Origin of the sequence: Halorubrum sp. DM2, assembly GCF_901686465.1 — an archaeon.
GTDB lineage: Archaea > Halobacteriota > Halobacteria > Halobacteriales > Haloferacaceae > Halorubrum.
In genome coordinates, this window is sequence record NZ_LR594487.1 from 795,048 (window position 1) to 814,685 (window position 19,638).

22 protein-coding genes and 2 tRNA genes are annotated in these 19,638 nt (G+C 66.7%); 15 read left to right on the forward strand and 9 right to left on the reverse strand.

Features of this window, described 5'->3' with window-relative positions; genetic code table 11:
* Positions 1–54: 54 nt before the first annotated feature.
* Positions 55–1,383 (forward strand): carboxylate--amine ligase, encoded by a 1,329-nt coding sequence (locus QOL69_RS04135; RefSeq protein ID WP_283402148.1) that lies wholly within the window; start codon positions 55–57, stop codon positions 1,381–1,383.
* Between the two features lie 62 nt (positions 1,384–1,445).
* Complete coding sequence (gene pyrF, locus QOL69_RS04140; RefSeq protein WP_283402149.1) at positions 1,446–2,276, forward strand: orotidine-5'-phosphate decarboxylase; 831 nt, start codon at positions 1,446–1,448, stop codon at positions 2,274–2,276.
* Between the two features lie 50 nt (positions 2,277–2,326).
* Here the strand turns inward: pyrF and QOL69_RS04145 are convergent, their stop codons facing one another.
* The gene (locus QOL69_RS04145; protein WP_283402150.1) at positions 2,327–2,467 is read right to left on the reverse strand and encodes a hypothetical protein; all 141 of its coding nucleotides are present in this window, start codon (positions 2,465–2,467) and stop codon (positions 2,327–2,329) included.
* A gap of 50 nt (positions 2,468–2,517) precedes the next feature.
* On the opposite strand from QOL69_RS04145, the gene trmY reads away from it, so the two are divergent.
* The 5 genes from trmY (at position 2,518) to QOL69_RS04170 (ending at position 5,855) form a co-directional block, all read left to right on the forward strand.
* Positions 2,518–3,147, forward strand: a complete 630-nt coding sequence (gene trmY, locus QOL69_RS04150) for a tRNA (pseudouridine(54)-N(1))-methyltransferase TrmY (protein WP_283402151.1) — start codon at positions 2,518–2,520, stop codon at positions 3,145–3,147.
* On the forward strand, positions 3,128–3,562 hold the full coding sequence (locus QOL69_RS04155) for a CHY zinc finger protein (RefSeq protein ID WP_283402152.1): 435 nt from the start codon (positions 3,128–3,130) through the stop codon (positions 3,560–3,562). The genes trmY and QOL69_RS04155 overlap by 20 nt, the downstream gene beginning before the upstream one ends.
* A 585-nt stretch (positions 3,563–4,147) precedes the next feature.
* Positions 4,148–4,220: transfer RNA gene (locus tag QOL69_RS04160), tRNA-Pro, on the forward strand.
* 92 nt (positions 4,221–4,312) lie between these two features.
* Positions 4,313–5,107 (forward strand): DUF429 domain-containing protein, encoded by a 795-nt coding sequence (locus QOL69_RS04165; RefSeq protein ID WP_283402153.1) that lies wholly within the window; start codon positions 4,313–4,315, stop codon positions 5,105–5,107.
* Between the two features lie 46 nt (positions 5,108–5,153).
* Positions 5,154–5,855, forward strand: coding sequence for a TVP38/TMEM64 family protein (locus QOL69_RS04170; protein ID WP_048076275.1), 702 nt, complete (start codon positions 5,154–5,156; stop codon positions 5,853–5,855).
* A 48-nt stretch (positions 5,856–5,903) separates the two neighbouring features.
* On the opposite strand, the gene QOL69_RS04175 is transcribed toward QOL69_RS04170, so the two are convergent.
* Together QOL69_RS04175 and QOL69_RS04180 are read right to left on the reverse strand one after the other, a co-directional pair.
* A complete protein-coding gene (locus QOL69_RS04175; protein WP_048076274.1) occupies positions 5,904–6,326 on the reverse strand; it encodes a GtrA family protein in 423 nt (140 codons plus the stop codon).
* Positions 6,326–7,888, reverse strand: coding sequence for a sulfatase (locus QOL69_RS04180; RefSeq protein ID WP_283402154.1), 1,563 nt, complete (start codon positions 7,886–7,888; stop codon positions 6,326–6,328). Before QOL69_RS04180 ends, QOL69_RS04175 begins: the two co-directional genes overlap by 1 nt.
* Before the next feature lie 159 nt (positions 7,889–8,047).
* Here QOL69_RS04180 and QOL69_RS04185 point away from each other — a divergent pair, with 159 nt between their 5' ends.
* Together QOL69_RS04185 and QOL69_RS04190 are read left to right on the forward strand one after the other, a co-directional pair.
* Positions 8,048–9,004: an alpha/beta fold hydrolase gene (locus QOL69_RS04185; protein WP_283402155.1), complete on the forward strand. Its 957-nt coding sequence runs from the start codon at positions 8,048–8,050 to the stop codon at positions 9,002–9,004.
* Positions 9,005–9,147: 143 nt separating this feature from the next.
* Positions 9,148–9,429, forward strand: coding sequence for a DUF7553 family protein (locus QOL69_RS04190; RefSeq protein ID WP_283402156.1), 282 nt, complete (start codon positions 9,148–9,150; stop codon positions 9,427–9,429).
* 8 nt (positions 9,430–9,437) lie between these two features.
* On the opposite strand, the gene QOL69_RS04195 is transcribed toward QOL69_RS04190, so the two are convergent.
* Positions 9,438–9,977: a hypothetical protein gene (locus tag QOL69_RS04195; RefSeq protein ID WP_283402157.1), complete on the reverse strand. Its 540-nt coding sequence runs from the start codon at positions 9,975–9,977 to the stop codon at positions 9,438–9,440.
* A gap of 100 nt (positions 9,978–10,077) precedes the next feature.
* Between QOL69_RS04195 and QOL69_RS04200 the strand changes: the two genes are divergently transcribed.
* From QOL69_RS04200 to QOL69_RS04210, 3 genes are all read left to right on the forward strand, one after another.
* A tRNA-Val gene (locus QOL69_RS04200) sits at positions 10,078–10,152 on the forward strand.
* Between the two features lie 472 nt (positions 10,153–10,624).
* The gene (locus tag QOL69_RS04205; RefSeq protein ID WP_283404208.1) at positions 10,625–11,248 is read left to right on the forward strand and encodes a peptide-methionine (S)-S-oxide reductase MsrA; all 624 of its coding nucleotides are present in this window, start codon (positions 10,625–10,627) and stop codon (positions 11,246–11,248) included.
* A 327-nt stretch (positions 11,249–11,575) separates the two neighbouring features.
* Positions 11,576–11,989: a GlcG/HbpS family heme-binding protein gene (locus QOL69_RS04210; RefSeq protein ID WP_048076267.1), complete on the forward strand. Its 414-nt coding sequence runs from the start codon at positions 11,576–11,578 to the stop codon at positions 11,987–11,989.
* A 156-nt stretch (positions 11,990–12,145) separates the two neighbouring features.
* Here QOL69_RS04210 and QOL69_RS04215 read toward each other — a convergent pair whose 3' ends face one another.
* Positions 12,146–13,345 carry a threonine synthase gene (locus tag QOL69_RS04215; protein ID WP_283402158.1) on the reverse strand — a complete coding sequence of 400 codons (1,200 nt, stop codon included), beginning with the start codon at positions 13,343–13,345 and terminating at the stop codon, positions 12,146–12,148.
* A 115-nt stretch (positions 13,346–13,460) separates the two neighbouring features.
* On the opposite strand from QOL69_RS04215, the gene QOL69_RS04220 reads away from it, so the two are divergent.
* On the forward strand, positions 13,461–14,354 hold the full coding sequence (locus QOL69_RS04220; protein WP_283402159.1) for a DMT family transporter: 894 nt from the start codon (positions 13,461–13,463) through the stop codon (positions 14,352–14,354).
* Positions 14,355–14,628: 274 nt separating this feature from the next.
* Here QOL69_RS04220 and QOL69_RS04225 read toward each other — a convergent pair whose 3' ends face one another.
* The 3 genes from QOL69_RS04225 to QOL69_RS04235 all read right to left on the reverse strand — a co-directional run bounded on the left by QOL69_RS04225 (position 14,629) and on the right by QOL69_RS04235 (position 16,986).
* Complete coding sequence (locus tag QOL69_RS04225; RefSeq protein WP_048076264.1) at positions 14,629–15,159, reverse strand: PH domain-containing protein; 531 nt, start codon at positions 15,157–15,159, stop codon at positions 14,629–14,631.
* Positions 15,152–15,808: a PH domain-containing protein gene (locus QOL69_RS04230; protein ID WP_283402160.1), complete on the reverse strand. Its 657-nt coding sequence runs from the start codon at positions 15,806–15,808 to the stop codon at positions 15,152–15,154. The genes QOL69_RS04225 and QOL69_RS04230 overlap by 8 nt, the downstream gene beginning before the upstream one ends.
* Before the next feature lie 236 nt (positions 15,809–16,044).
* Complete coding sequence (locus QOL69_RS04235) at positions 16,045–16,986, reverse strand: carbohydrate kinase family protein (protein ID WP_283402161.1); 942 nt, start codon at positions 16,984–16,986, stop codon at positions 16,045–16,047.
* A 106-nt stretch (positions 16,987–17,092) separates the two neighbouring features.
* Here QOL69_RS04235 and QOL69_RS04240 point away from each other — a divergent pair, with 106 nt between their 5' ends.
* Positions 17,093–17,350: a hypothetical protein gene (locus tag QOL69_RS04240; protein ID WP_048076261.1), complete on the forward strand. Its 258-nt coding sequence runs from the start codon at positions 17,093–17,095 to the stop codon at positions 17,348–17,350.
* 241 nt (positions 17,351–17,591) lie between these two features.
* On the opposite strand, the gene QOL69_RS04245 is transcribed toward QOL69_RS04240, so the two are convergent.
* Positions 17,592–18,062: an FKBP-type peptidyl-prolyl cis-trans isomerase gene (locus QOL69_RS04245; protein ID WP_283402162.1), complete on the reverse strand. Its 471-nt coding sequence runs from the start codon at positions 18,060–18,062 to the stop codon at positions 17,592–17,594.
* A gap of 208 nt (positions 18,063–18,270) precedes the next feature.
* On the opposite strand from QOL69_RS04245, the gene QOL69_RS04250 reads away from it, so the two are divergent.
* Entirely contained in the window at positions 18,271–19,506 is a 1,236-nt protein-coding gene (locus QOL69_RS04250; RefSeq protein ID WP_283402163.1) for an aminotransferase-like domain-containing protein, read from the forward strand.
* The last annotated feature ends 132 nt before the right edge of the window (positions 19,507–19,638 follow it).

Below are 19,638 nucleotides of genomic sequence, written 5' to 3' on the forward strand. Positions count from 1 at the left end.
CACTCCGGGCCGGTACGTGGGGCCCTTTTGTGCGTCGACCGACGAGACGGGGGTATGGCAGACCGGTTTCGCTCGACGGAGGGACTCATCGACGCGCTCGCGGACGCGACGTTCGACCGACCGCCCGCGCTCGTCAGCAACGCGCACATCACCGGGCTCGGCGTCGCCCGGGCGCTCGACGCCCACGACGTGCCCGTGATCGCGCTCGACCGCGCGGGCGGCAACGGCGGCGACGCGGGCGGCGACGCCGACGGAGGCGCGGCCGGCACCGTCAGCCACGACGGGCTCGCGCCGCCGTCCGACGCGGTCGACTTCGCCGGGGCGGTGACGTACCCGCTCGACGACCTCGACGGGTTCCGCGAGGACGTGGAGGCGATCGTCGACGCCGCTGGGACCGAGGCGGTCGCGTTCGGCTGTATGGACGAGTGGGCGCTGTCGTACGCGGAGGCCGACCCCGACGGCGTCCGGCTCCCGTTCGCCGGCAGCGACACGCTCGACGACGTGTTGAACAAGTCGGAGCTGTACGCGACCTGCGAGGCGCTCGGCGTCCCCTACCCCGAGACGTACCGCCTCGCGGAGACCGACGCGGCCGGCACGCGGGAGGCGGACGCGACCGTCGACGAGGCCGCGGCCGAACTCGGCTTCCCGCTCGTGGTGAAGCCCGAACTCAAGCGCGACTTCGAGGAGGCGTTCGGTACCAACGTGATCGAGGTCGCTGACCGCGAGGAGTTCGAGGACGTCGTCGCGGCCGCGAGCGACGCGGGGATCGCGGTAATGGCCCAGAAGCGCGTCGATATCGCGACCGGGAAGGACCACTCGCTGGCCTCCTACGTGCCCCCCTCGGGAGCCGACGACGCGCTCGCGGTCGTCGGCAACGCCGCGGTGCGGTACCCCCTGAACTTCGGCACCTCCTGTCTCGTCGAGACGGCCGACGAGCCGGCCATCGAGGAGCGCGCGCTCGCCGTCCTCGACGACGCGGGCTACCACGGGATCAGCGAGGCGGAGTTCGTCTACGACGAGGCCCGCGAGGAGTTCCTGCTGCTCGACGTCAACACCCGACCGTGGAAGTGGATCTCGATGCCCGTCGCCGCGGGCGCGAACCTCCCGATGGCGGCGTACGCCGCGGTCACCGACGCGAGCTACGAGTCCGACGGCGTCGAGCCGACGCGGTGGGTGTACCTCCGCGACTACCTCTCGCTTCTCGCCGGCGACGACGCGTTCTGGGACCAGCTGTCGGCCGCCGACTGGCGGCGGCTCGTCTCCGGCGCGTTCGAGCGCGAGGGCGACCTGACGACCGGCGTGTACCGGCCCTCCGACCCGGGCCCGGCCGCGAAGCTGTTCGAGACGGAGTTCGTCGACCGCGAGTACTACTGCTCCTGTTGAGGCGGGCGGGGGCGTCGCTCGCGGAACAAAACCGTTAGTGTACCGGCCGACGCAGGGCGCGTATGGACTTCTTCGAGACGCTCGCGGACCGGATCGGCGCGGTCGACAGCGTCGTCTCGGTCGGGCTCGACCCCGACCCGAGCCGGCTCCCCGAACACGTGGTCGACGCCGACCTCCCGCGGTGGGCGTTCAACCGCCGGATCATCGACGCGACCCACGAACACGCCGCCTGCTACAAGCCGAACGCCGCCTTCTACGAGGACCCCGACGGCTGGCGCGCGCTCCGCGAGACCGCGGCGTACGCCGAGGGGAAGGGCGTCCCCGTCCTGTTGGACGCCAAGCGCGGCGACATCGGCAACACCGCGCGGCGGTACGCCGAGGCGCTCGACTGGGTCGACGCGGTCACGGTGAACCCGTACCTCGGCCGCGACTCGCTCCAGCCGTTCCTCGACCGCGCGGACAAGGGCGTGTTTGCGCTCTGTCGCACCTCGAACGCGGGCGGCGCGGACCTCCAGGACCTCGAACTCGCCTCCGGCGAGCCGCTCTACGAGCGCGTCGCCGCGCTCGCGGACGTGTGGAACGCGAACGACAACGTCGGGCTGGTCGTCGGCGCGACCGCGCCCGAGGAGCTGGAGACGGTCCGCGAGATCGTCCCCGAGATCCCGTTTCTCGTCCCCGGGGTCGGCGCGCAGGGCGGCGACGCGGAGGCCGCGGTCGAACACGGGCTCGCCTCGCGGCCGGACCTCCCGGTCGACGTGGGGCTCGTGAACTCCTCGCGCGGGATCATCTTCGCCGGCGAGGAGTCGAGCCGTCCCGACGACGAGGCGACGTACTTCGGCGCTGCGGGCGACGCGGCCAAGCGGCTCAAAAAGCGGCTGAACCGACACCGGTAGGCCGCGCTCGCAGCCGGGCGGAGAGCGACCGCGCTACCCGCGGCCGCCTCCTATCCACGTCCGGCGGCGCAGCCGGCACAGGCGCGGGCCGTCTCGTCCCAGTGGTCGTCGCAGACGGCGCGGCCGCAGCGGTCGCAGGTGCGGGTCGCGGCCGCCGCCTCGCAGACCTGACAGAGTCCAGAGAGGCTCACGTCGGCGGTTGGGTCGCACGCCTTATGACGGTCGGGGGCGACGCGGAGACATGCGCCAGTTCGTCGTCATCGGCCGCGACGCGCCGACCGACCCCGACGCGGTCTCGCTGTCCGACATTCCGGGAGCCGGCCGGCTCGACCTGCTCTGTCGGTGCGTGAGCGCCGGCGTCTTCCTCTCGCACGGCATCCGCGAGTCGGTCCGGGTCCACCTCGTGATCGACGACGCGTTCACGGTCACCTTCGACGCCGACACGCTCCGGCACCTCCACCCGGACGAGCGCAACGTCGCCGCGCGAGTCCGCGACGCGCTCGCCGCGCAGGACGACGCCATCGGCCACATGCCCGCGGACGTCTCGCCGGGCGTCGAACTCCGCCGGATGGGACTCGACGCGACGCTCGACCGACTCGTCGGCGACGGGGAGGGCGACTCCGGCGGCCGCGGTCCCGACGGCACGCTCGTCCAGCTCCACGAGGAGGGTGACCCACTCGTCGACGCCGCGCCGCCGAGCGACCCCGTGTTCGTCCTCTCGGACCACCACGACTTCGCGGATTCGGAGGCGGAATCGATCGCCGAGCGCGCCGAGCGCCGGCTGCGCGTCGGGCCCGAACTGCTCCACGCGGACCACACCGTCACCGTCGTCCACAACTGGCTCGACACCGATGGCTACACCAGCTACTGACGGCTCGGGCGCGGACCGCGAGACGACGACCGCGCCCGACACCGACCCGCGGTTCGCGGTCCCGCTGCGCGGCGTCGCGGTCGACCCCGAGACGCGCTGTGCGCACTGGGACGACCCCGTCGACGTGATCGCGCTCCGGTTCGGCTGCTGTGAGGCGTACTACCCCTGCGACGCCTGTCACGACGCGGCCGCCGACCACGAGGCGGTCCCGTGGCCCCGCGAGCGCTTCGACGAGCCGGCGGTCCTGTGCGGGGTCTGTCGGACGACCCTCACCGCTCGGGAGTACCTCGATAGCGGCGACGACGCCTGTCCCGCGTGCGGGGCCGCGTTCAATCCGGGGTGCCGGAAACACCGCGACCGGTACTTCGAGACCGAAGACGCCGTAGAATCCGGGAACGGCGACGAGAGCTTATAAACGGAGCATGCGGTGCGGTGGCGCGTGCCTGCGAGCGCCCGGAGGGCGCGAGACAGCACGCGCGAGGGAGTCGACCGGTCGGAGCAACGCGGAGACCGGTCGACGAGGCTGGGGAGGCGTGAGGTGCTGTTGCTGTGCGGGGGCGGGACTCGAAGGGGCAGCCGCGAGGACGAAGCACGACGACGCAAGCAGCGTGGCGCTACGCGCCACGGGCAGCCGGCGGCTCCGCCGCCGGCGACACCACAGCGAAGGAACGTAGTGACTGAGCGAGGAGCGCAGCGAGTCGCGCGAGTCCCGCGAGCGAAAGCGAGCGGGACCACGAAAGACGCAGCGCCGAGCGAAGCGAGGCGACCGTCTTTCGGAGGTCCTCGCGGCTGGGGCTTCGGTGGTCGTGTCCACAGAAGCAACTGCGTCGTAGCGATCGACAGGGGTTTCGAGAGCGTTCTCACCGGAACCGAACCACCACGCGTCACGTACTGTTTCCGGGACAGCGGCGGTGTCGGTCCGGCCGGGACGGTATCCGGCGACCGCGTATCGCCCCCCTTTCGGAAGGATTAAAAGAACGAACGGCTTTCGTTCAGGTGCGGGCCGGTGGGGTAGCTTGGTATCCTTCGGCCTTCGGGTGGCCGTAACCACGATTCAAATTCGTGCCGGCCCACTTCTCCCGCATCCGTTTCAAGTGATGAGCGATAGCACTCGATCTTCGATTCACCGAACCGATTGAATAGCCGGAGCGAAAACGATCGATCGATGCCAACCGAGACCGTCGCGGGCGTCGACTGGGCGGGCGGCGCGTGGATCGCAGTCGTGTTCGATGGCGAGGACGAACCGCAGTGCCGCCTCGAAGCGGACCTCGAAACCCTCTGGAACGACGGCGTCGACCGAATCCTCGTTGACGTGCCGATCGGCCTCCCGGACGGTCCGGAGACCCTCGCAAACCGCGAGACCGTCGACTCGGCCGCGCGGTCGGCCGCCGAGCGCCCGAGCAGCGTCTTTCCCGTGCCCTCGCGCGGGGCGTGCGAACTGGCGTGCGACGGCGCGGACTACGAGACGGTGAGCGAGCAGAACCGTGCGGACCTCGACAAGGGGCTCAGCCGGCAGTCCTACCACATCGCGCCGGCGGTCGGCGCGGTCGACGCGTTCCTCCAGGAAGACGAGACGGCGCGGAAACACGTCATGGAGGCACACCCAGAAGTGTGTTTCCGCGGGCTGAACGGCCGCCGCCTCGACCGCTCGAAGACCACCGCGCCGGGCGTCGGCGAGCGCCTCGCCGCCCTCGACGGCCACCTCGACGAGCCGGGCGCAACGCTCGGACGGATCTGCCGAGAGCTGGTCGACGCCGAATCCGGGACCGACGACGACGCCCCGAGCGAGTCGGCGGCCGCCGACCCCACCGTCGACGACGCGGTGGACGCGCTCGGGCTGGCGGTGGTCGCCCGGCACGCGGTCGACGACCTCCGGTTCCTCCCGGGCGACGCGACCTACCGAGACGCCGAGGGGATCCCGATGCGGATGGCCTACTGGAGCGACGACCCGCTGGCGTGACGCTATCGGTAACCTTCAAGTCGCTCTGTCGCCCGCTACGACACGAATGAAACTCTTCTCCTCGCGGGCGGATCGCCGGCGGGGGATCGCGGCCGCGGTCGGTGTCGCGGTCCTCGCGGTCGGGCTCTACGTCCTCGTGAGCCGCTACGCCGGCTTTCTCACCGACCGGCAGGCCCTCCGCACGTGGCTCGACGGGTTCGGAGTCTTCGCGCCGATCGTCTTCATCGGCATTCAGGCCCTCCAAGTCATCGTCGCCCCGATTCCGGGACAGGTGGTCGCCGTGGTCGCGGGGTACCTCTTCGGCTCGTTCTGGGGCACCGTGTACAGCCTCACCGGCGTCCTCATCGGCAGCGCGGTCGCGTTCTCGCTCTCGAAGCGGTTCGGTCGCTCCTTCGTCGAGAGCGTCCTCCACGAAGACGTCGTCGCCCGATTCGACGGCTTCGTCGACACCGTGGGCATCCCCGGGTTGTTCGCGTTCGTCGTCGTCCCCGGGCTCCCCGACGACGCGATCTGCTTTCTGAGCGGGCTCACGAAGTGGTCGCTCCCCACCTTCATCGGCGTCATCGCCGTCGGTCGACTCCCGGCGTACGTGTTGGCCGTCCACGCCGGTGGCGAGATCGCGAACGGGCAGTTCCTCTCGGCGATAGCGCTCCTCGCGCTCATCGTGGTCGCGTCGGCGGTCGGCTACTACAAGCAAGAGGCGGTCCGCGACCTCGTCGAGCGCATCGAACCGCGGCTGCCCTTTTGAGCGGCGGGCCCGGGCGGCTACCGGTCCGCCACCGGGCCGCTTCCCGGCTCACCCCCACGTCCACTGGTAGTCGAGGACGAACCGGTACAACCCGCTGATGAGGATCGCGGGCACGTTCGCGACGAGCGCGACCATCCCGCCCCACTCGACGAGCGCGTAGAGGACGCCGATCTGGATCGGCCACGCGGTCCCGCGAACGAGGTTCGTCTTGAGCATGCCGCGGAAGTACTCGGAGACGCCCGTGTTCTGGCGCGCCCGGAACGTCCACGCGTTGTTGAACACGTACGAGAGGAGGATCGTGATCTCGATGGCGATCGTCGCGGCGAGGAGATAGTTCAGCCCGGCGACGCTATCGAACAGCCACAACAGGCACATCTGGATCCCCGCGGTGAACGCGCCGACGACGATGAACCGACGCATCTGGACCGCGAGCGGGCCGCTCGCGAAGCTGCGTAACGTCGCGCGGATCATCACTTGTACCCGAGCGCTTCGAGACGGGCTTCAAGATCCTCGTCGACCTCGTCGTCGCCGTCCTCGCCACGCTCGGCGGCCGCTGCCGCGCCGCGCTCGCGGAGCAGCTCCGCGTGGTCGTCGACGACCGGCTTCAACCGGTCGATAACCGCCTGTGCTCGCTCGTCGGGGTCGACCGCGAGGTTCTCCTGTTGGGTCGGGTCCGAGGGGCGGTGGTACAGCTCGACGTCGCCGGCGTCGACGTTCTCGATGTACGTCCAGTCGTCGTCGCGTGCGCTGACGAGCAGGTCGCCGTCGGCCAGCGATCGGGGAATCGGCTGCTGGGTCACCTCCTCGCCGCGGACGGTCACCGAGACGACGGGATCGTCGGTCGGCTCGGCGGCCGTTTCGGCTGTCGGTTCGGCTGCCGGCTCGTCGGCAGAATCGTCCGCCGGGTCCTCGGGGGACGCCGCGTCGCCGCGGAGCGCCGGGAGGAGCGACTCGCCGTGCCACTTCGCGGACGGCTCGACGCCCAGCAGGTCGGCGACGGTGGGCGGGATGGCGTCGAGTCCCACGTGGCCGTCGACGCGCCCGCCGTCGAGGCCGGGCACGTCCGCCACGAGCGGGACGTGGATCAGCTCGTCGTACAGTTTCGGATAGTGGGCGAGGTGGCCGTGGTCCTGGAACTCCTCGCCGTGGTCGCCCGCGAGCAACACCGCGGTGTCGTCGGCGACGCCCGCAGCGTCCAGGCTGTCGAGCAGCCGGCCGACGCTGGCGTCGACCTGTCGTACCGTCGCCTGATACAGCGTCCGCAGTTCGCGGAGGGTCCGCTCGCCCACTTCGAGCCCGAGGCTCGTCCGGGCGTGCGCGTGAAGCATCTGGTGGGTCCCGAGGATGCCGTCCGACACCTCGCGGATGTACCGCGGCGCGGGAACGTACGGGGTGTGGGTGTCCATGTAGTGGACCCACAGGAAGAACGGCTCGTCGGTGTCGTCGACGAACTTGGTCGCGGCGTCCTCGACGTCGAACATGCGCGAGGCGTCGAGGAACGGGCGGTCGTCGGCGTCGCCGCGGAGCTTCGAGCCGAGCCGACGGACCGGCGAGGTCGCGAGCTGGATCCACGCCTCGACGGTCGGGTGCGCGGCGAGATAGCGGCTGTACCGGCTGGAGCCGACGCTCGTGACGAACGGCTCGAACTCGTCGAACCCGTCCGGATACCCCCAGTGGTCGGTGAGGAAGCCGTTTGCGGCGTTGAAGCCGCCGGTCGCGACGCCCGCCTTGGAGAGCACTTCCGCGAGGGTGTCCGACTCGTCGACGCCGATGCCGCCCGACCGGGCGAACACCGGCTCGGACGCGAGGATCGAGGGGAACGAGAACGGCGTCCAGTTGCCCGTCGCGAACGCGCGGTCGAACACGGTCCCGCCGTCCGCGAGCCCGTCTATCACCGGCGAGTGGCGCTCGGCGTCGTACGGGGAGACGGCGTCCGCGCGCAGCGAGTCGACCGTAACGAGGACGACGTTCGAGACGGTCGCGTCCCCGTCCGGCGCGTCCACGGCTGAAGCGGTCGACGAGTCGGATGTCATAGGGTGTAAGGTGAATTCCCGCGTACCGCACGCTCGGCGTGCGGTGCGCGAGAAATTGCGGATATATTTGGAGTGGCGCCTGCCAGCGGCTTGAGGATTTCGATCACCGATGTCGGACGGCGAGGTAGCTATTTGTCGGCACCGACCCACGGGGGTCGTATGCGTGACACGCCGACGGGCCGGCCGGTCGACGAGGGACGCCTCCCGGAACCGATCGCCGCCGACGAGATCCCGGACGCGGTCCCGGGTCGCTCCCGCGCGATCGAGACGAACGGCGTGACGCTCCACGTCGTCGAGGCCGGCCCCGAAGACGGGAAACTGCTCGTGTTGCTCCACGGCTTTCCGGAGTTCTGGTACGGGTGGCACGAGGCGATCGCGCCGCTCGCGAACGCGGGCTACCGCGTCGTCGTCCCCGACCAGCGCGGCTACAACTGCTCGGAGAAGCCGCCGGCCGTGAGCGACTATCACATCGACGAACTCGCGCTCGACATCGTCGGCCTGATCGACGCCTACGACCGCGAGACGGCCGCCGTCGCCGGCCACGACTGGGGCGCGGCGGTGGCGTGGTGGCTCGCGCTCGGTCACGAGTCCCGGCTCTCGGAGCTGGTCGCGGTCAACGTCCCGCACCCGAGCGTCTTCGAGCGGGCGCTGCGAGGGTCGTGGGACCAGCGGCTCAAGAGCTGGTACATGCTTGCGTTCCAGCTGCCGAAGCTCCCCGAGGCGGTCGCCAGCGCGGGGAACTGGCGGCTGGCGACGAACGCGCTGCGGGACACGAGCGCGCCCGGCACGTTCTCCGACGAGGACCTGCGCCGGTACCGCCGAGCGTGGAACCGCCACGGGGCCTTCGAGGCGATGGTGAACTGGTACCGCGCGATCGTCCGCGACCGCCCGGAGCCGGCCAAAACGGAGGTGAGCGTCCCGACACTCGTGATCTGGGGCGCGCAAGACCAGTTCCTCGCGCGGCGACTGGCCAACAAGAGCGTCGAACGCTGCGAGGACGGCCGCCTGCTCGTGATCGACGAGGCGACCCACTGGGTCGTCCACGAACACCCGCACCGCGTCGCGGAGGCGATTGCCGACCACGCCGACCCGCTGCCGCCGGGCGCGCGCGAGTGAGAACGGAGAACTGTATTCGGCTCGTATCGGCTCTAAAACACCGTATTCTCCGATCGTAGCAGTGACTCGGCAGCCATTGCGTCGAATACTGTCCTCGTCTCATCGCCACAAAGGTTATATCTGCCCTCGACCAAAGGACAGATATGAGTAAACACTTCGAAGACGCACGGTACTACCTCGGTCGAGCGACGGAACACGCGAAGGCGGGCGTCGCAGAGGAGTTGGAGCCGGTCGAAACGCGCGTGAAGGAGCTCGTCGGCCGAGAGGACGAGGAGCCGGAGCCGGAACCGTCGCGGCTGGACAAGCTCCAAGCGGACCTGAAACGGATCGAGGAGCGCGCCGAGGGCGAGGCCCGCGAGGCGGTCGCGTCTGCCCGCGAGCGCGTCGCCGAGTACCGGGGCAAAGACGCCGCCGCCGCGGAGTAGACCGTCGACTACCGGACCGGCGGCGATCGGTCGTCCGGGACGGTCGCGTCCGCGTCGACGCCGATCCGCTCTTCTGCGGGCACGACCGCGTACTCGATACCTGCGTTCTCGAACAGCGATCGCGCGCGCTCGATTCCTGCCTGCGCGTCGACGTCGGTCGCGCGGTAGTGCCGGATCGGGTGGCGGATCCACGACGGCTCCCAGTGGGCGTACACGTCCGTCGTCGAGCGGTCCGTCCCGGTGTACAGCGCGAGGTGGAGTTGGGTGTCGCTGGCGAGCGCACCTTCGGGGTAGCGGACCCAGCTGGCGACGGTCGTCTCCGGCGGCGTCGCGTACGCCCGGTACTTGAGCGAGGAGACGAGGTTGCGGACGAAGCTGAGCCGGTGGAGCTGCGCCTCGACGACCGGGGACGGCTTGTGGAGCGTGAACGCGTACTGCTCGCGGGGCGTCTCGCGCTCGGCGTAGAGGCCGACGAGCGACAGCGGCGCGTGGAGCAGGCTAGCGACGCGCTGCCGAAGACGTTCGAGGAAGCGGAGTTCGTGAGTCATGCCGGGGGATCGGGTCGGGTTCGGGATCGGGTCGGGTTCGGGATGAAGCTTCGCCGTAAGGTAACGCTTAAGTCTGGAGGTCGGATACCTCGGAGTGCGCGGGTTGGTGGTCTAGTCAGGTTATGACGGCTCCTTCACACGGAGCAGGCCGGCGGTTCGAATCCGCCCCAACCCATACGCTTCCTGTGTTTTTCTGAAGGAAACGACCCCCTATCACGTCCAGCGATTTTGGAGTCGATCTTTTTCAAGTCGCCTGCGGTCGGCGCATCTACATCGTCGCCTTCTGCTAGTTACAATAAAAGAGAACTGCCGCGATCGTAAAAGTATTGGGTATATTTTTCACGCACGACACCATCAGGATAAACAGCACGACCTTGCCGCGACACAGGCCCAGTTACGCCACGAGTCGGTGAAGACTACGCTGAAGTAGGATAATGTCTCGGGTCGAATCGCGGTCTCTCGCCGCCACCCGCCGAATCAGTTCAGGTCGGATGTTCTCCATCACATCGTCAAGCGGTGGTGTCGGTTCCGCTGCCGACTGCGCACGGACATCGACACGTAATATATACGACTGCGAGCCTGACCGGTGGTAGATGCGGTGGGATCCACGACCCGCGCTTCGGCGATTCTCCAGGCTGGTGACTCCAATGACGATTACAGAAACGCAGATACGCGAGTACGACAGTCGGGCGATGAAGAGTGCGGAGACTGCCACGGCGACGTTCGGGATCGGGTGTTTCTGGGGACCGGATGCCCGGTTCGGCGCGATGGACGGCGTGGTTCGCACCCGGGTCGGGTACGCCGGCGGAACGAAGGTCGATCCGACGTATCACTCCCTAGGCGACCACACGGAGGTGTTCCAAGTCGAGTTCGACTCTGACACGATACCGTACCGAGATCTCCTGAGTCAGGTGTTCCACTCGCACGACCCGCAGCACCAGACCAGAAAGACGCAGTATCAGAACATCGTGTTCGCTGCGACCGAAGACCAACGAGCAGTCCTCGACGAATTCCTCACGACGCGGGGACTCACTGCCGAAGGGATCGGAACACGCGTCGAACAGCTCTCGCGTTTCTACCCCGCTGAGGACTACCACCAGAAGTACAAGCTCCGGTCGGTCTCCTCGTTCATGGATGCATTCGAGGCGGCCGGATACGGCGATAAGGAGCTGCGCGAGTCGCCGATCGCTGCCAAGTTGAACGGGTACGCCGCCGGACACGACGTTGCTGTTGCCGAGGGCCTGTCGACACCCGATCGCGGGAGAGTATAGACATCGCCGGTTTGTCGACGGCAGTGTTCGCCGTCGACAAGGACTGCTCACAGAGAGGACAAGGCTTTCAGGCAGCGACCTGATCAACACGTTGACATCCCGAACGCTGTGAGTGGCCGTAGTATTTCAACACATATCCGCAACGCGCCCTCCTCTGGTTCGGGAAAACTGCCTCATTAGAGATTGGTGTCGCTGCTGTCGGTCGGGTCGCCTCCTCTTACTCTCCGATCGTTCGCTGCTCGCTCTCGTCGTCTGCTCGTCATTACGGATATCTACATATTAGTTTATTATATTTCCGTGACAACAGGTAGACGGAGTACACCCAGTATGACAACGGTAACATTAGACGTCGCTAAGCAAATAATTACAGCCGCAGAGGAAGAGGCCGCAGCGATTGACGTGCCGATGTGCGTCGCGGTAATGGACGGCGGTGCGAATCTCGTGGCGTTCCACCGGATGGACGGTGCGCTGCTCGGGAGCGTCGACATCGCCCAGAACAAAGCGTACTCCTCGGTGTCGCTGAAGTTGGACACCGAGGCGATCCACGAGGCGTCGCAGCCGGGCGAGTCACTGTATGGGATCGGGAACACGAACGGCGGTCGAATCGTCACCTTCGGTGGCGGGTTCCCGCTGGAGAACGACGACGGAACCGTCGTCGGCGGCGTCGGTGTCTCCGGCGGCAGCGTCGATGAAGACATGACGGTTGCGCGGGCAGGGGTGGAGCGATTCGAGGAGCTCTGAGGACGCTGCTGATCACGGAAGGGTTCATAAAAAGAATTCGATGCGAGAGAGATCGACGATGGACACGTAGATCTTGGCGACTGGGCCACCGCTATCGAGGAACGCCGGCTACCGAGATACAAGGAGAAAGCCCCGTGCTTTAGCGCGGGGAGGATGTCAAGACGCGAGGTCGCGAACCGCCGCTGGAACGTCACCTCGATCGATTTCACGGACAGCCGTGGATTCGGTCTCGGGTGACTCGTACTTGTACCCGGATCCGGTCACGATCACGGCGACGTCCTCGTCCGAGCCGAGTTCGGTAGACTCGGACAGTTCCTGAACCGCCGCCGTGGCCACGGCACACGACGGCTCGACGGCGATGCCAGCCTCGGCGGCGAGGCGCTTCGTCTCGGCCAACAGGGTCTCTTCAGCGATAGACAGCACGGCCCCATTAGTGTCGTGAACGGCTGCCAACGCCCGGTTCCCACTGGGTGGGTCGGCGTTGTTGATGGAGACGGCCGCCGTCGGTTCGTCGGTCACGGGATCAACCCGTGACGCGCCACGCCGGTACGCTTGCGCGATCGGATCACAGCGTGCCGCCTGTGCGAGATAGATCCGCGGCAGATCGGCGATGAGTCCTGCCGACCTCAGCTCCCGGAGGGCTTTCCAGACGCCGCTCGCTTGCCCACCGCTGCTGACCGGTAAGACGATCGCGTCGGGCACCTCCGGGCGAAACGCCTCGCAGATCTCGTACGCGACGGTCTTCTGACCGGCGACTCGGAGCGGACTGTCGGAGTTGAGGAACGTGACGCCGAGATCGCCGTCGAGCGTATCGTAGTAGAGTCGTCCGTAGTCGCCGCGAACACGGAACAGGTGGGGGTCGTGCTGGGCGATCATCGCGAGACGAGAGTCCGGCGTGTCCTCGGCGACGAGAATGACCGCCTCACGGTCGGTCGCGGCGGCGTGAGCAGCGACGCTCAACGCCATATTTCCGTGCGAAACGGTTCCAACGGGGCCGTCGACGCGGCCGATACCGACGGCGGTCCCCCGATCTTTGAAGCTCCCCGTCGGATTTGTCCCCTCCAGTTTGAGGTGGACTCGTGGTCCGTCGGCAGTTTCGATCGACGGCGTTCGCAAGAGCGGCGTTCCGCCGGCGGCCGCGGCCAGTCCTACGGGTGCCACAGCGGGGAGCACCGACTCGTACCGCCAAAGACTGTCGTGACCGTACGAGACGGCGTCGGTAGATCCCGGATCCGCGCCGGGCCATGAGACGGCCTCGTCGTCGGTTTCGAACCAAAGCGGCTCTCCGCAGGTACAGCGAGCGGCAGTCCCGAACGAATAGGACGCCCCACAATTGTAGCAGACCAGCCGATCCATACCGGCGATACGGAGGCACTACACTAAGTCGTACCCGGTGGCTGCCGGGTCCGGACGCTCGGAGCGTCGAGGCGGTTCGACGCATACTTCGCCGGCGGCGGCGACCTCCGCGTGAATGCGTCGCTACGGAACGGCCGGCCGGTACCTGCTTCTGTGTGCCGTCTGGGGAACGGCGTTCATGGCGACGGACGTCGGCTTGGCCGACCTCCCCGCGGTGCCGTTCGCGGCCGTGCGCTTCGACGTGGCCGCCGGGCTACTGTTCGCCGCCGTGTTCGCCTCCGGCGTCGACGTCCGCCCCCGGACCCGGGACGACTACGTCTACGTGCTCGTCGGCGGCGCGCTCATCATCGGAGCCCACCACGCGTTCCTCTTCGCCGGTCAGCGGTACGTCACGGGCGGCGTCGCCGCCGTGCTGTTGGGGCTCGTTCCCGTGGTGACGCCCGCGCTCACGCGGCTCGTTGCGACCGACGAGGAGTTCACCGCCGCCACCGCGCTCGGCGTCGCGCTCGGGTTCGCCGGCGTCGTCGTCATCGCCGATCCCGACCCCGCGAACGTCGCGGACAGCGTCCTCGGCGTGTCGCTCGTGCTCGCGTCCGCGCTCGCCTTCGCCGTCGCCGCGGTGGTCACGCACAGCCGCTCGCCGTCGATGCCGTTCCTCTCCACGCAGGCGTGGATGATGGCTATCGGTGCCGTCGTCCTCCACGCCGCGGTGCTCGCGCTCCCCGGCCAATCGTTCGCGGCCGCCACGTGGACGCCGGCCGCGCTCGGCGCGCTCGCGTACCTCTCCGCGGTCGCCGGCATCGGCGGCTTCCTGCTGTACTTCACGCTGCTGAACGACCTCGGTCCTATCGAGATGAGCTTCATCGAGTACGTGATTCCCGTCTTCGCCGCCATCGCGGGCTGGCTCGTGCTCGGGCAGAACGTGACGCCCGCGACCGTCGCCGGGTTCGCGTTCATCCTTGCGGGGTTCGTCGCCGCGAAGTGGCGGGCGCTGCGCGGGCTGTCCTGACGCGCGAGGCCGGAGAATCGAGGGGCAGACCATCAGCGGTTACGCGTTCCAGCAGGCGTCAATCGACTGGCCTGCGAGTCGCGCGCGCGAATCGGTACGTGCAATCGACGGAGAAGGACCCGACACGGAGCACTCATCCCCGTGGGTTCGAGAGTGGACGAGTTGTGACGGCCAAGTTCGCGGGTCTCCCATCGATCGCTGTGTCGCTTCGAGGCGAACAGCGATCTCGCATCCGGTCTCGACGATCCTCGTCTAAGAATCCGGCTCGTGGCTCCTACTCGACCGCGCGCTTGAGGTCCCGGACGATCGCGAGCACTTCGCGCCACTGATCGACGGTCCCGGGGACGTCCGCGCCGTCGCTACCGATTCGACCGGTGATGGTCCGCCGGACCGCCTCAGGGTCGTCGATCCGGCGAAAGGCCAGATCGGGGCCACCGGCGACCTCCACGGTGACGGTGCCGTACCCGAACAGCGAACCGGTCACCGACTGGCTGTAGGCCGTGTTCTGTACCTGTGACAGCCCGATGCGGCGGACCGTCCTCCCGAGGACGCCCCGTTTGAGCCAAACGGCACGGGTCGTGACGACGTACCTGGTGCGGCGTATCCGCAGAACCTGCCACGCGGCGACGCCGATACCGACGAGACTCGCGGCCGCCAGGCGCGGATCGATCGTCGCCGCTGCCGCGAGACAGAGCCCGACGATGACGGTCCCGACGGCGATGCCGCCGACGGCGGCCGACAGCCGCGGCGTCCCCTCCCACACGACCGTCTCTCCGTCACGAAGGAACAGCCACGAGTCACTCATCGGGGTGGTCTACCGTTCCGTCTGAAGGCCGGTTCGGACTCGCCTCGGCGTCGGCCGAACTCGACGATCCATTGGTCACCTGTTCCTCGTCATCGGCCACTGCCGAGCGGATCGCACGGAGTTCGACGAGAATCTGGTCGAGCACGTCGTCGGTCTCGGCCGTGCCGGCCGAATCGCGCTGCTGACGCTTGTCGATCTCTTTCGAGATTAGCTCTTGGACGGCTGCCGGGTTCGGAATACTGCGGAACTGGAGTTCGACGCCGGAGCCGCCGGCCGTGCTGACGTCGACGGAGCCGTATCCCAGCGACGACCCGATCGCCGACTGGGAGTACGAGATGTTCTGTACCTTATCAAAGCCGATCTGCTGGACGTCTCGCGACAGGATTCCGCGTTTGCTGTAGAGGCCCTTGTTCGTGACGACGTAGTTGGTGTTGGTGTACTGGAGGTAGCTGGCCGCAATCAGCGGGATGCCGATGAGAACTACCGAGAGCGGGAGTCCGACGACGAGCGCCGGAACGATGCTGTATTTGTGCGGAGTGCTCGCCCAGCGGATCTCTTCGCCGTCCTCTAAGGACAGCCAGTCGAGATCTAATCCGGCCGTGTTTTCCGAACTCGTCGTTGGCTCGTCTTGGAGGGCTGAATCGGACATGTGTCGAGGGTGTCACCTACGGAGGCGATTTCGTCGGGAAGTGAAATAGCCATCGCTCCGCTAGGCTTCACCAGCGGCTCATTTGGGGTCGAAATCACGAACGAGTCACGGAACCCGCGTTCGTCGGCTCCGTTGAAACCCGCAGCAAGTGTCGTTCGCTGACCCGAGCACAGTCAATAGGGGACGACCATCCGACTTCTGTGCTGGATCTGTTGGAATCCGCGAACAACGTCGGATCAGAACAGCTCGCCCGTCAGATCAGAGCCGTCAGCGTCAAACGGGCCGATCGTCGCCACCGCGGCCGCGCCGGCCGTGTTCCCGATCGTCGCTAACTCCCTGAGATCCGAGACGCCGTCGTCCCGTGCGGCGAGGACTGCGCCAGCGAACGCGTCACCAGCCCCGGCCGTGGTCGCGACCGTCGCCGGTGGCGGCGTCGCAGTCACCCGCTCGGTAATCTCACCGTCTTCTACGGTCACCGCGGTCGTCTCCCCCGGCCCGTCCGTGATGAACACCGTCGCCGAGTGATTCGGGGGCAGTAGTTCGAGGACGCCCGCCGGCATCCGATCGATGTCCGCCACCGCGAGGTCGTCCGTTCCGGCGAAGATCAGGTCACAGTGCCGTAACACGTCGCGGAGCGCCTGTTGATAGGCGTCGGAAGTGGCCCACTGGTTCGTGCGTCCGTTCAGATCGAACGAGACGTGCGCCCCGTGTTCCGCGGCCGCCTCGGCGAGCCGCCGAACCGCACTCTGGTTCACCTCGGTCGGTAACGTGACACCTTCCAAGTGGACCCACTCGTACGGGACCACGAGTGAGGCCGGATCGGCAGGCGGCGTGAAGCCGTAGCAACTCCCGGCCACCCAAGCGTTCCACCGGTCGCCAGCTTCCGTCGGGACGTACAGGGTGAGCGGTGACGGCGCGTCGACCCGGGTCACGTGTGTCGCGTCCACCGGGCCGTCCGCGAGGTGTTGGGCGGCCAGCTCTCCCATGACATCAGTCCCGATATTCGTCACGAGGCTGGTCTCACTCCCGAGCGAGGCCGCCCATCGTGCGACGTTCGTCGCCGTCCCACCGACGTGCCACGCGAACCGGCTGCCGGGTGTGATCGACGTCCCGTCAACCGGATAGAGGTCGATGGTCGTATCGCCGACGACCAACACGCCTCGTTGATTATCGCTCATCGTTCCTCCGGCGGTAGGTCTTCGAGATCATCCGCGAACCCATCTCGGGGTGTCTGTATCTGGTCCGTCACGGGTCAGTGGACGTTCCGTCAAGTGAGGAAGTGAGATGCTGTCGTACCTGGAGACCTGTGCTGAACCGAGAGAGGATGTCGGACTGATGGGTCTCGCATGCGAGTACCGCCAGCCCGCCGTTCCCAACCGGAATGACCCGTTGTGGCTGGTGCGGTGCGTGACGGCAACTCGGGCAGTTGACCCCGCCGGCCGGGTGGTGATCGAGCAGTTCGGCGCGGCTTTCGGTCGCAAGCCCACAGAGAGACCGGAACTCTTCGAGGTGGTCGTCACACCCGACGAGCGGGATCGTTAGTTGGTCGAGCAGCAGAAACGAGAGGGCCCCTCTTCCCGGTGATCGGAGGGCGGATTCGCAGGCAGCACACTGGACGAACTGATTCCCGTCGGCGGAATCCGCCGCTGACTGAAGGGAGGTTCCGTCATCCATACTCGGCTGTATCGCCAGTCGGAGGGCCACGCGGGTAAGTTACAGGATGAACCGAGTGTTCGTCCCGACAGAAACCACCGATCGCTGACACCACCGCTGCCGTTCGGTCTCAGTTGACATCGATGATTTCGACGTCGAACGTCAGCGTTTCGCCGGCGAGGCGCGGGTTGAAGTCCACTCGGACGACCTCCTCATCGACGTGGACGACTTCGCCTTGGCTGCCGTTCTGGGCTTCGAGATAGGTGCCCTCCTCGGGCGTCTGCCCGCCGAGCATCTCTGTGAGCTCCTCAGTTTCGAACTCCTGAATCTGGTCGTCACTGGGCTCGCCGTAGGCCTTCTCCGGCGGGATCGTCAGCGTTTCTGTCTCCCCAGCTTCGAGGCCGATCAGTCCCTCTTCCATCCCTTCGATGACCTGCTCGTCACCGATTTCGACTGTCAGCGGGGCGTATTCTCGATCAGGCTGCGCCTCGGCGAGGCCAGTCTCCTCGGCGACGGATTCTCGGGAGGTGTCGAACACTGTGTCATTGTCAAGCCGTCCCGTGTACTCGAGGGTCACAGAATCGCCAGTAGCTATCGTCATACGAACACGAGAAGCGCCACACGGAAAGTCTGTTGTATCGAGCGAACAGAGCCGTTGGTTTTAAACAATCAAGAAAATTCAGATTTGCGCAGACAAAAATGATATAGGATTAAATACAGACAGCTATGTCGCATAACTGTGCTTGGTTAATTGTGTTTTACGCCAATAAACTTATGTCATTGAAGGTGCTGTCAACGGACGAACTCGAATGAGCGAACGCGATCAGTCAAACGACCTCAGTCACTTGTTCACCGAGACCGTCCAAGAGACGATGGATAGCTCCGTCTATGGGGCATGGCGAGGTATCCGTGACTCCGGTGCCGTCCCGTTAGCTTTCGGTTTCCCGTACCCGGACTCGTTCCCGAATGACAAATTGGTCTCGGCGGCCGACTCACTCTTCGAGATTGAAGGTGATCGAGCGCTCCAGTACGCAGGCGGCGAGTATGCCGACGCCCTTCCGGAGTTGATCGTCGATCAGGCCCGCGACCGCGGGATGGACTGTACGACCGATGAGATCCATCTAACGAACGGCGCAACGAATGCGATTGACACGGTGTGCCAGACGTTCCTTGATCCCGGTGATACGGTGATTGTCGAGGCGCCTACGTTCATGGGTGCGCTCCGACTCTTTCGCAACTACGGAGTCGATATTGACGATGTGGAGATGGACGAGGCGGGGCTCGACATCGAGGCGCTGGCCGCTGACCTTGCTGTGCGCGAAGCGGCCGGCGACCCCCTCCCGAAGCTTTTGTACACGATCCCCAACTTCCACAACCCGACAGGAGTGACTCTCACAGAAGAGCGACGCGAGCGCCTGATCGAACTGGCAGTGCGATACGATTTCCTGATTCTTGCAGACGACCCGTACGGCCAACTCCGATACGACGGTGCCGAACCACTGCCGATCCGGGCACTCGACGAGACGGGCAGAACAATCCGGGTCAACACCTTCTCGAAAACGATTGCCCCGGGCGTCAGGACCGGCTGGATCGTCGCCGAGGAGTCGTTTGTTAAACAGTTTGATCGTATCAACGCAGGCGGAGAACCTAGCTTCACACGGGGGCTCATCACCCGCTACGCGGAAGATGGACGGCTTGATCGAGCGATAGAGGAGCTGTCGGCAGGCTATCGGAAGCGGCGGGATCGGATGTTGGAAAGCTTAGAGGAGCGAATGCCCCCGGGAACGACGTGGAGTGAGCCCAACGGCGGGTTCTTTGTTTGGGTGGAGTTTCCAGATGGAGTCGACGCCGAACGGATGCTCTCCGGGGCCATCGACGAGGGCGTGACGTATCTTCCGGGATCGTTCTTTTACACGACCGATACGGGTACGCGCAACGCTCGGCTCTCGTTCAGCCACGCTTCGCCCGCCGAGATCGACGAGGGGATCGCAGCACTCGCGGCCACGGTCCGGGCCGAGATTTCCCGAGCCGAGGCGGATGACTGAACCGGTCGGTTGTAGGATCACCGACGACGAAGGAGTGAACGGAACGAACCGAGAGAACGTCCAGAGATGGTCTCCCGAGTGGTTGCTCTCTCAGCAGTCCGATTCACCCCACGACTAAGCCCTGAGCCTCCG

Excerpts from the sequence above, each read along its gene's own strand:
- QOL69_RS04135 (WP_283402148.1), top strand. The coding sequence starts at position 55 with ATGGCAGACCGGTTTCGCTCGACGGAGGGACTCATCGACGCGCTCGCG.
- pyrF (WP_283402149.1), top strand. The coding sequence starts at position 1,446 with ATGGACTTCTTCGAGACGCTCGCGGACCGGATCGGCGCGGTCGACAGC.
- trmY (WP_283402151.1), top strand. The coding sequence starts at position 2,518 with ATGCGCCAGTTCGTCGTCATCGGCCGCGACGCGCCGACCGACCCCGAC.
- QOL69_RS04155 (WP_283402152.1), top strand. The coding sequence starts at position 3,128 with ATGGCTACACCAGCTACTGACGGCTCGGGCGCGGACCGCGAGACGACG.
- QOL69_RS04165 (WP_283402153.1), top strand. The coding sequence starts at position 4,313 with ATGCCAACCGAGACCGTCGCGGGCGTCGACTGGGCGGGCGGCGCGTGG.
- QOL69_RS04170 (WP_048076275.1), top strand. The coding sequence starts at position 5,154 with ATGAAACTCTTCTCCTCGCGGGCGGATCGCCGGCGGGGGATCGCGGCC.
- QOL69_RS04175 (WP_048076274.1), bottom strand. The coding sequence starts at position 6,326 with ATGATCCGCGCGACGTTACGCAGCTTCGCGAGCGGCCCGCTCGCGGTC.
- QOL69_RS04180 (WP_283402154.1), bottom strand. The coding sequence starts at position 7,888 with ATGACATCCGACTCGTCGACCGCTTCAGCCGTGGACGCGCCGGACGGG.
- QOL69_RS04185 (WP_283402155.1), top strand. The coding sequence starts at position 8,048 with ATGCGTGACACGCCGACGGGCCGGCCGGTCGACGAGGGACGCCTCCCG.
- QOL69_RS04190 (WP_283402156.1), top strand. The coding sequence starts at position 9,148 with ATGAGTAAACACTTCGAAGACGCACGGTACTACCTCGGTCGAGCGACG.
- QOL69_RS04195 (WP_283402157.1), bottom strand. The coding sequence starts at position 9,977 with ATGACTCACGAACTCCGCTTCCTCGAACGTCTTCGGCAGCGCGTCGCT.
- QOL69_RS04205 (WP_283404208.1), top strand. The coding sequence starts at position 10,625 with ATGACGATTACAGAAACGCAGATACGCGAGTACGACAGTCGGGCGATG.
- QOL69_RS04210 (WP_048076267.1), top strand. The coding sequence starts at position 11,576 with ATGACAACGGTAACATTAGACGTCGCTAAGCAAATAATTACAGCCGCA.
- QOL69_RS04215 (WP_283402158.1), bottom strand. The coding sequence starts at position 13,345 with ATGGATCGGCTGGTCTGCTACAATTGTGGGGCGTCCTATTCGTTCGGG.
- QOL69_RS04220 (WP_283402159.1), top strand. The coding sequence starts at position 13,461 with ATGCGTCGCTACGGAACGGCCGGCCGGTACCTGCTTCTGTGTGCCGTC.
- QOL69_RS04225 (WP_048076264.1), bottom strand. The coding sequence starts at position 15,159 with ATGAGTGACTCGTGGCTGTTCCTTCGTGACGGAGAGACGGTCGTGTGG.
- QOL69_RS04230 (WP_283402160.1), bottom strand. The coding sequence starts at position 15,808 with ATGTCCGATTCAGCCCTCCAAGACGAGCCAACGACGAGTTCGGAAAAC.
- QOL69_RS04235 (WP_283402161.1), bottom strand. The coding sequence starts at position 16,986 with ATGAGCGATAATCAACGAGGCGTGTTGGTCGTCGGCGATACGACCATC.
- QOL69_RS04240 (WP_048076261.1), top strand. The coding sequence starts at position 17,093 with ATGCTGTCGTACCTGGAGACCTGTGCTGAACCGAGAGAGGATGTCGGA.
- QOL69_RS04245 (WP_283402162.1), bottom strand. The coding sequence starts at position 18,062 with ATGACGATAGCTACTGGCGATTCTGTGACCCTCGAGTACACGGGACGG.
- QOL69_RS04250 (WP_283402163.1), top strand. The coding sequence starts at position 18,271 with ATGAGCGAACGCGATCAGTCAAACGACCTCAGTCACTTGTTCACCGAG.